Annotated in this window: 6 protein-coding genes; 4 read left to right on the top strand and 2 right to left on the bottom strand. The window is 56.1% G+C overall.

The features are described from left to right. Window positions 1-58: 58 nt before the first annotated feature. Together BN8_RS19480 and BN8_RS19485 are read right to left on the bottom strand one after the other, a co-directional pair. Entirely contained in the window at window positions 59-724 is a 666-nt protein-coding gene (locus BN8_RS19480; protein ID WP_040006356.1) for a zinc metallopeptidase, read from the bottom strand. A 242-nt stretch (window positions 725-966) separates the two neighbouring features. Further along, window positions 967-2,268 (bottom strand): TolC family protein, encoded by a 1,302-nt coding sequence (locus tag BN8_RS19485; RefSeq protein ID WP_009283649.1) that lies wholly within the window; start codon window positions 2,266-2,268, stop codon window positions 967-969. Window positions 2,269-2,485: 217 nt separating this feature from the next. On the opposite strand from BN8_RS19485, the gene BN8_RS19490 reads away from it, so the two are divergent. From BN8_RS19490 to BN8_RS19505, 4 genes are all read left to right on the top strand, one after another. Then, window positions 2,486-3,541 (top strand): FecR family protein, encoded by a 1,056-nt coding sequence (locus tag BN8_RS19490; protein WP_009283650.1) that lies wholly within the window; start codon window positions 2,486-2,488, stop codon window positions 3,539-3,541. 142 nt (window positions 3,542-3,683) lie between these two features. Further along, window positions 3,684-7,124 (top strand): SusC/RagA family TonB-linked outer membrane protein, encoded by a 3,441-nt coding sequence (locus BN8_RS19495; protein ID WP_009283651.1) that lies wholly within the window; start codon window positions 3,684-3,686, stop codon window positions 7,122-7,124. Window positions 7,125-7,149: 25 nt separating this feature from the next. Next, complete coding sequence (locus tag BN8_RS19500) at window positions 7,150-8,673, top strand: RagB/SusD family nutrient uptake outer membrane protein (protein WP_009283652.1); 1,524 nt, start codon at window positions 7,150-7,152, stop codon at window positions 8,671-8,673. A gap of 77 nt (window positions 8,674-8,750) precedes the next feature. After that, the gene (locus tag BN8_RS19505) at window positions 8,751-9,833 is read left to right on the top strand and encodes a glycoside hydrolase family 43 protein (RefSeq protein WP_009283653.1); all 1,083 of its coding nucleotides are present in this window, start codon (window positions 8,751-8,753) and stop codon (window positions 9,831-9,833) included. The last annotated feature ends 34 nt before the right edge of the window (window positions 9,834-9,867 follow it).

A 9,867-nucleotide genomic window follows, 5' to 3' on the forward strand; every position in this document is an offset into this window, starting at 1 on the left:
ACAAAAACGCCCCGCTCGATCATCGAGCGGGGCGTTCGGGTATATCACTCAGCTCAGGTTAGTCGCTACGGCGACCACCTGATAGAATGCTGAGGTAATAGAGCAGCGTAGCCAGCGAACCCAGAGCCGCAACCACGTAGGTCATGGCAGCCCACCACAGGGCATCTTTGGCGTACCCATATTCGCGCTCATTAACGATACCCCGGTTCTGTACCCAGGCCAGAGCCCGCTTGCTGGCGTCGAACTCAACCGGTAGCGTGATGAAGCTAAACAGCGTCGTAACGGCAAACAGCCCCACCCCGATCGTCAGCGGTATGGGTGTCGTCTGAAGCAGGAAAATCCCGATCAGGATAATCCACTGCATGTACTGCGACGCAATGCTCACGAACGGCACAATGGCCGACCGGAACTTCAGGGGCGCATAGGCCACCTTATGCTGTACGGCGTGACCACATTCGTGAGCCGCCACCGCAGCGGCCGCTACGCTTCGTCCGTAATATACGTCGGCACTCAGGTTCACCGTTTTTTCCTGCGGGTTATAGTGGTCGGTGAGCATTCCTTCGACCGAAACGACGCGCACATCGTAGATACCGTTTTCGTTCAGCATCTTCTGCGCAATTTCGGCTCCACTCAATCCATTGCTTAGCCCGACTTGTGAATACTCATTAAACTTACTCCGTAACCGCCAGCTCACAAACGCACTGAGGCCGAAGATCACGATCATTAATATCCAGGGTGAAATCATTGTTCGTTGTTAGGTTACTTGTTAGGGTGTCCTTTTGCGGCATCCAACTTAATGGCCTACCGATAATAAAACAAGAAATCTAACCAAAGTGTCCCGAAAATCTTGCCGTTTATCCTGAAAATAGGACGCTGAACAACCTGCGTCAGGCAACAGCCATAACCAGCAAAGCCGCTAACCGGGTGGGATCAGCGGCTTCGATACAGTCACTCCAGGCGTTGCACTCAGAAAAACCGCGTGTTGGTAACGTAGTCAAACAACTGCTGGCTCTGAAACAGCTTATTCTGCAGGTTGATCCGGTTGAGCTGTGCCTGCTGATACGTCCGGATTTTGTCCAGATAATCCAGTAATCCGATCACCCGATTGTTGTAACTACGGGTAGCCTCAATCGAAATAGTCTGTACGCGAGACTGGTAATCGGCGGATAGACCAGCCTGCTGTTCGTAGGCCGTATTGAGCTTATCGTACGCATTGAGCACGTCGCTTTCGATGACCGTCTGCTGGTTCTCTACCGCTTTCTTCGACGCGTCCACCTGGATCTCAGCAATTTTGATATTCCCCTGGTTTCGGTTCCGAACCGGAAGGTCAATGCTCGTGTAGAGGCCTGTGAAGTTATTGAACGCATTACCATACTTGTCGAAGATAAAACCGGCCGTCATATCCGGCGTCCGGCGGGCGCGTTCGAGCGTCAGGCTGCGCTGGGCATTGTTGACCTGCTCCTGGGCCAGCCCTGCGTCGGGGCGGTTGCTCTGGGCCGAGTCGAGTGCAGCCGCGATGGGCGGCAGTGGCCTGGCGACAATCGGCAGTTCCGTCGGCAGAATGAAACGGGGCTGATCCGGCCGAAGCAGAACCCGCAATGTAGCCTCTTCGTCGGCAATCTGGCTGCGGTAGTCGGCGATGCTGGCCTGCAGATCGCGAAGTGCTACCTCAAGCCTGGTTACTTCGTAGGGAGCTACTCCACCCGTAGTAACCAGCGATCGGTACGAAGTGACCAGGCCTTGCTGACGCGTTTCTTCGGCCCGCAGGATGCTCAGCGCCTGGAGGTTGAAGTACAGATTGGCATACGTACTATACAACTGGTAATGCAGGTTTCGCAGTACGTCGCGGAACGCCAGCGTTTGCAGATTCCGGTTGCTCTCGGCCAGTTGGACCAGTTTGCTTCGTTTGCCCGCCAGTTGAATCAACTGCTGAACCTGGACGGTCATTCCCCCCTTGTTGAACTGGCTGGCCGCCAGATCAGCCGCGGAGTTATGGCCATACTGAAAAAACTTGCCGGTTTGCGGATTAAAAAAATTCGTTTGAAAAAATACGTTCGGATTCGGCTTCAACCCGGCCTGCTGAACGGCCGCTGTGCTGATGTCGATCTGGTACCGCTGGGCCAGTAACTGGAAATTACGGTCCAGAAACTGCTGTTCGGCCTGCGGTAAACTTAACCGCAGTGTATCAGTGCTCTGGGCGTGTACTGTGGTCGCCAGGCCAAGTACCCACCCTACCCCTATGAGAAAAGAACGATTCAGTAACGTCATGGCGCTCTATGAATTAACGATACAAATGACGACGACAACCCTGCCGACGGCGTTAAATCGAGCTTATTTTTTAGCCTGATTCAAATTAAAATGTGATGAAAAATGGAGCCTTCACGTCCCCCGACCGGTATCATTTTATCTGTAAAAATTTTTCACTTTCCGAGGGATAAAAACCGCGACTTCTTTCTTCAGAAGGTAGACAACGTTTACAGCCCGCATGGAACAGCCCTACCACCAATTCACGGTCCGGGACTTTGTACTGGACGATGCTTTCCGACGCTGGATTCTTCAGCCCGACGAGGAGAACATGACGTTCTGGCACACGTTTATGCTCCGACATCCGGAGCAGCAGACGGCTATTGACGAAGCCGCGTCGATCGTACTTCATCTCCGGGCCAGCCACGATGACCTGACCGACAGTAGTCTGCTGCGCATACGGCAGGTGCTCGAACAGGCGTTCGACGACCAGCAATCGCTCCAGACTACGGTACGCCCGCTGCCGATCTGGCGACGACCGCGCTTCATGTGGCAGATTGCCGCGTCGCTGACCGGTCTGTTGCTGCTGGCCGGAGGAGCGTTCTGGTACGTTCGTCAGCCCCGCCAGGAACGCGTTCATACGGCTTACGGCGAAAATCGCACCGTTACCCTGCCAGACGGCAGTACAGTCCTGCTGAATGGTAATACAACTCTGACATTTGCTACCAACTGGCAGGAAGACAAGCCTCGTGAAGTCTGGATCGACGGCGAAGGATATTTCAACATCACGAAAAAATACAGTTCGCAACCCACCGGAAAGACTCGCGTAGCATTTGTTACGCACACGCCAAACCTGGACATTACGGTGCTTGGCACGCAGTTTAACGTTAGCAGCCGACGCGGCCACACCGACGTTACGCTCGTGGAGGGGCGCGTTCAGCTCGCCAAACCGGGCCAGCCAGCCAACAAGGGAATTGAACTGAAGCCCGGCCAGGTAGCGTCGGCCCGACCCAGCCTCGAAACGGTAGCCGTTCGCAGCGAACAACCGCGGTTACGTACCTCCTGGATACAACATCAGTTTGTGTTCGATAACACGGCCCTGAGCGACATCGCCCAGCAACTGAAAGATACGTACGGACTGGAACTGGTATTTGAAAACAGTGATTTATCAGCCCGCCGATTTACCGGCAATCTGTCCAACGAAGACATCGAAACCCTGGTAGCGACCCTCGCAGCCACGTTCAATCTGACAACCGACCGATCGGGTAACCAGATTGTGCTCCGACAGGCCAAATAACCCCAACCAGAGCATGAGGTGGCCCTTTCCTAACAATTATAACAAGCAGTACCGACAACACTTAACTCAACATCCATGACTTCACAGACCTCAGCTTATGAAACCTTAGTTTCTATTAACTACAGTGGTAATTAATCCCGTTATGAAAAACCAATCTACAACCATTCCGCTGCTTCTCGGCCTCAGCCTATGCACCTGGCCGACTTTAGCGGACGCCCAGTTCCTTACCCGGGCCGAACCGTCCATTTCACAGCAAACCACGTCAGCAGGCCGGGCAACGCGTACCCGATCGCTCAAGAAAGCACTATCGGACCTCGAACGGCGGTTCGGTGTCAGTTTTGCGTACGATGATCAGTTGATTGCCAGCCGCCAGACCGGTGTACTGGCGGAAGGGACTTCGCTGGAGGAAGCGTTGCTCCAGTTGCTGTCTCCACAGGGGCTTCGCTTTACGAAAATCAAGGATAAGCTGTTCGTAATTCAGCCGACCGAAACGCCGGCATCGAATGCGTCGCGCGACACAAAAAACGACATGGCCGGGACCATACCCTCGGCCGGCGTCCTCACTGAATCGGCTTTGGCTGCTGTTGCCCCGCAGGTGAAGCGCATCAGCGGCCAGGTGACGGATGAAACAGGACAGGGCTTGCCCGGTGCCAACGTCATCGAAAAAGGAACGACCAACGGCACCAACACCGACGCTAACGGCAACTTCGTTCTGAACGTCAGCGACCAGGCCACTACGCTCACCATTTCGAGCGTGGGCTACGTTTCGCAGGACGTAGCCATCGGCAACCAGACCACCATCAATGTGCAGTTGGTGCCGGATAACCGGACGCTGGAAGAGGTCGTGGTGATTGGGTATCAGGCTGTGCGGAAGCGCGACGTAACGGGGGCCAATGACGTTATCAACCCAACCGAAGCGAACCGCGTTACGGCTCAGTCGCTGCCCGAATCGATTCAAGGGCTATCGCCGGGGGTTACCGTACGTAACACGGGGGTGCCGGGTCAGCAGGCATCAATTCAGATCCGGGGGGTGGCCAGCTTTCTGAATACGGAACCCCTCTACGTTATCGACGGCATGATTGCCGATGCCAACCCGACAATCAACTCCGACGACATCGAGTCGATTCAGATTCTGAAAGATGCCTCAGCGGCTGCCATCTACGGCTCCCGGGCGGCAAACGGCGTGGTCATTATCACCACCAAGCAGGGGAAAGAAGGCCCTGCCCGGGTTTCGTTCTCCGGGAAATACGGAATCCAGCAAGCCTACAAACGCTGGGATGTCATGAATGCGTCGGAGTTTGCGGCCCTGCAGCGTACCCAGTATCAGAACTCGGGGCAAACCCCACCCGCCAGCGTTGCGGAAGCAACGTTTAACCCGAACATCAACACCAACTGGCAGGATCAGGTGCTACGGACCGGCAGTTTACAGGATTATAACCTGACGCTGTCGGGCGGTACCAAGACGGGCCGGTACTTACTGTCCGGCAGTTATTTCAACAATACGGGCTACGTCATCGGCAGCAACTTCAATCGGGCCAGTTTGCGGATCAACACCCGTAGCGAGTTTGGCCGGTTCACCTTCGGCGAGAATGTCGTACTGACGAACTCCAACGTACAGAATCAACCAGTAGGGACTAACCCGATCTACGACATGGCGTACAACCTGCCCGTCATTCCGGTTCAGGACCCCAGCTACGTCAGTCCGACGAACCCGGAAGGTTACGGCATCGGTTCGATCAACAGCATTTCGTACGCTTATAACCCCGTGGCCGCCCGAAACCTGTCCAGCAACCGGAGCAACTTCGCCCGGCTGGTCGGCAACGCCTTCCTGGAGTTCAAGTTTGCCGACTGGCTAACGTACCGCTTCAACGCCGGTCTGGACGCCAGCTTCGACTACACGCAGAATCTCCGACGGGTGGGGGTTTATCAGTACAATGCAGCCCCCGTTCCCAGCTCAATCAATGAAGACCGTTCACGGTTCACGAGCCTGCTGTTCGAACACACACTGAACTTTAACCGGACGTTCGGTCTGCACAACATAAACGGTGTAGTCGGGATCAGCCAGCAGAACACCCGGCGCGACGTAACATCGGGCGGGCGCACGAACCTGGCGTTTGCCGGTGGTCAGTACCTGCCCACCATCGGGGCTGCTTCGGGCATCGCTACGTCGGCCGGCGGTACGCCCGAATATTACCGCATTCTGGGGTATCTCGGCCGGATCAACTATACCTACAACGACCGCTACCTGCTGACCCTGACCGGGCGCGTCGATCAGGATTCGCGCTTCGGCCCGAATAACCGGACGGGCTTCTTCCCATCCATAGCGGGGGCCTGGCGTATCAGTGAGGAAAAGTTTTTCGACGTAGACTGGATCTCCGACCTGAAGCTGAGTGCTTCGTATGGTAAGCTGGGGATTGTGGTGCCGACGCTGGGCTCCTTCCCGTATACGGCCTTCATCAACAACAATCCCCGAGCCATTTTCGGCGACGGACAGAGCCCGAACGTCGGTGCGTACCAGGCGCAGTTGGCCAACCCCAACCTGCGCTGGGAAGAGCGGATTCAGCAGAACTACGGTTTGACGGCCAGTTTCCTGAACAACCGCATCACGGCCGAATTCAACGTGTATAACTCTCTGTCGTCCGATGCCATCCTGAACCTGACCGTACCGGGCTATCTGGGCAACCTGCGGGGTAACCCCTACGTTAATACGGCATCCATCCGCAACCGGGGGGTTGAGTTCTCGGCGACGTACCGCAACAACGAGAACCCCTTCAAGTGGGACGTATCGGCCAACTTTACAACTATTCGTAACCGGGTCGAAAACGTCGGCAACCAGGGGCAGGACATCAACTACATCGTCAGCGGCAACACGCGTTCGCAGGTGGGCAATCCCGTGGGGCAGTGGTTTGTGCTGAAAACGAACGGCCTCTTCCAGACCCAGGAGGAGATCAACAATTACCGGGGATCCGACGGTTCGCTGATCCAGCCGAATGCCAAACCGGGGGATATCCGCTACGAGGATGCCAACAACGACGGCCGCATCGACGTCAATGACCGGCAGTTCGTTACGTCGCCCTGGCCGTCGCTGCAAACCGGTGCGCAATTCAACGGATCGTACAAGAACTTCAACCTGAATGTGCAGTTGATCGGCATTTTCGGCTACACCGTGTACAACGACGTTCGGCGGATTCTGGACAGCTACCAGAACACCAACTTCCGCCGGGACATCAGCCCGTGGACGCCTAACAACACCGACACCAGCGATCCGCGACTGGGCCTGGAAGCGAACGATCAGGGAATCATCTCGAACAATCTGTCCTACAGCGACCGCTGGCTCGAAAACGCGTCCTACGTCCGCGTTCGGAACATCGAGCTTGGGTATAACCTGCCCAAAAACCTGGTCAACCGGCTCAAGGTACGGGGGGCACGGGTGTACGTCAGTGGGCAGAACCTGTTCACCATCACGCAGTACTCAGGACTTGACCCGGACGTAACGGGGGCCAACATCCAGGAACGGGGTGTCGACAATGGGCACTGGCCAACTCCGCGCGTCATATCACTCGGTATCAACTGCGATTTCTGATGACCCTCTTTAGACTCAGCTAACCATGAAAAATAGATTCATATACCTGGCACTAGCCGCGACGATAACGCTGGCCGGCTGCGACCGGAACTTAGACATTGTAAACCCGAATCAGGTAACGACCCAGGTGTTCTGGCGGACGGCCGATGATGCCCTGGTGGGGGTAAACGCGATTTACAGCACAACCCACCGGGGGGGCATCTCGCGGTGGATGCCGTTCTACTACATCATCCGCTCCGATATAGGCTGGAGCCAGAGCCCCGACCCCGGTATCCTGAACAACATGGACCGGTTTCTGATCAGCGATTACAACTACGGCAATGCGTATAGCGTCTGGAACGACAATTTTATCGGTATCAACCGGGCTAACCAGGTGATCGCCAATGTTCCCAACATCCAGATGGACGAGACCCTGAAGCAGCGCTACATCGGCGAAGCCAAGTTCCTGCGGGCCATGTATTACTTCCATCTGGTGACCCTGTTTGGTAACGTACCGTTGATTCTGACGCCCTCTACGGTGGGCGACCGGCCCAGTTCGGCAACCATTCCGCAGGTCTGGGCGCAGATTGAGCAGGATTTAACCGAGGCTATTCCGGCGCTCCCCACTACCTATGGCGGGGCTGACTTAGGTCGGGCTACCAAAGGGGCGGCTTACGCCCTGCTGGCCCGCACTTATTTTCAGCAGCGCAAGTATACCGAGTCGATTACGCCCCTTCAGTGGCTCGTGGAAGGCGACGGCCGAACGATTTACGATCTGGTACCCAATTACCGCGACAATTTTCTGATCACGACGGAAAACAACCGCGAGTCGGTGTTTGAATGGCAGTTCGCTGAGAACCCGGCAGAATATACGGACGATGATACCGAAACGCCGAACCACAACTACGGTACGTCCATCGCCCAGTTTTTCGGTCCGCAGTCCATTGGCTGGTCAGACGGGGAATGCCGGCGCTGGGTCGTTCGTGAGTTCTACGAGCCAACCACCACCGGTGCTCGTGACCCGCGGGTAGAGGCCTCGTTTCTGTTCGATTCGACCGACGTACGCGGCCCGGCCTTTACGCAGATTTACGGCCGGACCTTCCTGGAGCGCTACGGCGCCAACAACCAGCGGGTGTGGTTCCGGAAATTTCAGAACGATCACTGGAAAAACGAAGAAGGCTACCGGTCGCCGAACAACTGGCGCTACATTCGCTACGCCGATGTGCTGCTGATGTACGCCGAAGCCCTGAACGCTACGGGCCGGACAACCCAGGCTTATCCTTTCGTTGACCGGGTGCGGCAGCGGGCCGGGCTGGCTCCGCTCTCGACGGTACGGCCAGGCTTAAACCAGGAACAGTTCCTGAATCAGCTCAAGCACGAACGCGTCACCGAACTGTCGGGCGAAGGCTGGCGGTGGAATGACCTGGGCCGCTGGGGCGATCTGGGCCCTCAGTTGGCCGTCCGTGACCCGGGATTTGCGAACTTCCAGCGGGGTCAGGACGAACTCCTGCCTATTCCGCAAACCGACCGCGACCTCAATCCAAATCTCATTCAGAACCCGAACTATTAAGTCGACATAAGTAGAACAGTGCTGGTTATCCTGGTGATAATCGGCACTGTTTTCGTTTTGTCCATAAACCTACACTGATGACCAATCGACGCTTTCAATTACCAACGGCGAGTGGCCTGTTCCTGCTGATCAGTCTGCTGGTATTTACCCATTGCCGGAAGACCCCGGGTACGTCTACCTCAACGCCCTCCCCCAATCCTACCGTCGATACAACGGGTAAATTCCGGAATCCGCTGCTGACATCCGGCCCCGACCCCTGGACAATTTACCGCGATGGCTACTACTACGTCACGCACACCACCGGCAATAACCTGGTGCTATACAAGACTCAATCGATGAGCCGATTAGGTTCAGCTCCGCGGACGGTTGTCTGGACACCGCCAGCAGCGGGGCCCAACTCGCGAAACATATGGGCACCGGAGCTGCATTACGTCAACAACCGCTGGTATATCTACTACGCAGCCGACGACGGCCGGAACGAAAACCACCGCATGTGGGTCCTGGAAAACGAGTCGGCGGACCCAACGCAGGGTACCTGGGTGTCGAAAGGCGAACTGGAACTGCCCGAAGACAAGTGGGCGATTGACGGAACCTTATTGCAGCACAACGGCCAGCTTTATTTTGCCTGGTCGGGCTGGCCGAACTTTTCGGATGGGCAGCAGGACCTGTATGTCTGCAAGCTCACCAACCCCTGGACGGCTCAAGGTCCCCGGGTACGTATCTCCGCGCCAGAATTCAACTGGGAAAAGGAAGGCAGCCCGGATGTGAACGAAGGACCCGAGTTTCTGCTGCGCAATGATAAAATCTTCCTGGTGTATTCGGCGAGTCATTGCAGCACCGATGCCTACGCGCTGGGTATGCTCACGGCCAACGCCACCGCCGACCTGCTCAACCCGGCCTCCTGGACAAAAACACCACAACCCGTATTTGGCCCCTACGCCCGCGATGGTGCCTACGGCGTTGGTCACAACAGCTTTTTTACCAGCCCCGACGGCACTGAAAACTGGTTGCTGTACCACGCCAACCCTACCATCAATACGGGGTGTAGTAACCTTCGCTCACCGCGCATTCAGCAATTTACGTGGAAAGCCGACGGTACCCCTGACTTCGGCACACCGGTGCCATTGAGTGAATGGCTTAAACGACCCAGCGGAGAATAACAAAAAAGCGACGACGACGTACGCGTCCGCGTTT

The organism is Fibrisoma limi BUZ 3, assembly GCF_000296815.2.
Classification (GTDB): domain Bacteria; phylum Bacteroidota; class Bacteroidia; order Cytophagales; family Spirosomataceae; genus Fibrisoma; species Fibrisoma limi.

Excerpts from the sequence above, each read along its gene's own strand:
- BN8_RS19490 (WP_009283650.1), top strand. The coding sequence starts at position 2,486 with ATGGAACAGCCCTACCACCAATTCACGGTCCGGGACTTTGTACTGGAC.
- BN8_RS19480 (WP_040006356.1), bottom strand. The coding sequence starts at position 724 with ATGATCGTGATCTTCGGCCTCAGTGCGTTTGTGAGCTGGCGGTTACGG.
- BN8_RS19505 (WP_009283653.1), top strand. The coding sequence starts at position 8,751 with ATGACCAATCGACGCTTTCAATTACCAACGGCGAGTGGCCTGTTCCTG.
- BN8_RS19500 (WP_009283652.1), top strand. The coding sequence starts at position 7,150 with ATGAAAAATAGATTCATATACCTGGCACTAGCCGCGACGATAACGCTG.
- BN8_RS19485 (WP_009283649.1), bottom strand. The coding sequence starts at position 2,268 with ATGACGTTACTGAATCGTTCTTTTCTCATAGGGGTAGGGTGGGTACTT.
- BN8_RS19495 (WP_009283651.1), top strand. The coding sequence starts at position 3,684 with ATGAAAAACCAATCTACAACCATTCCGCTGCTTCTCGGCCTCAGCCTA.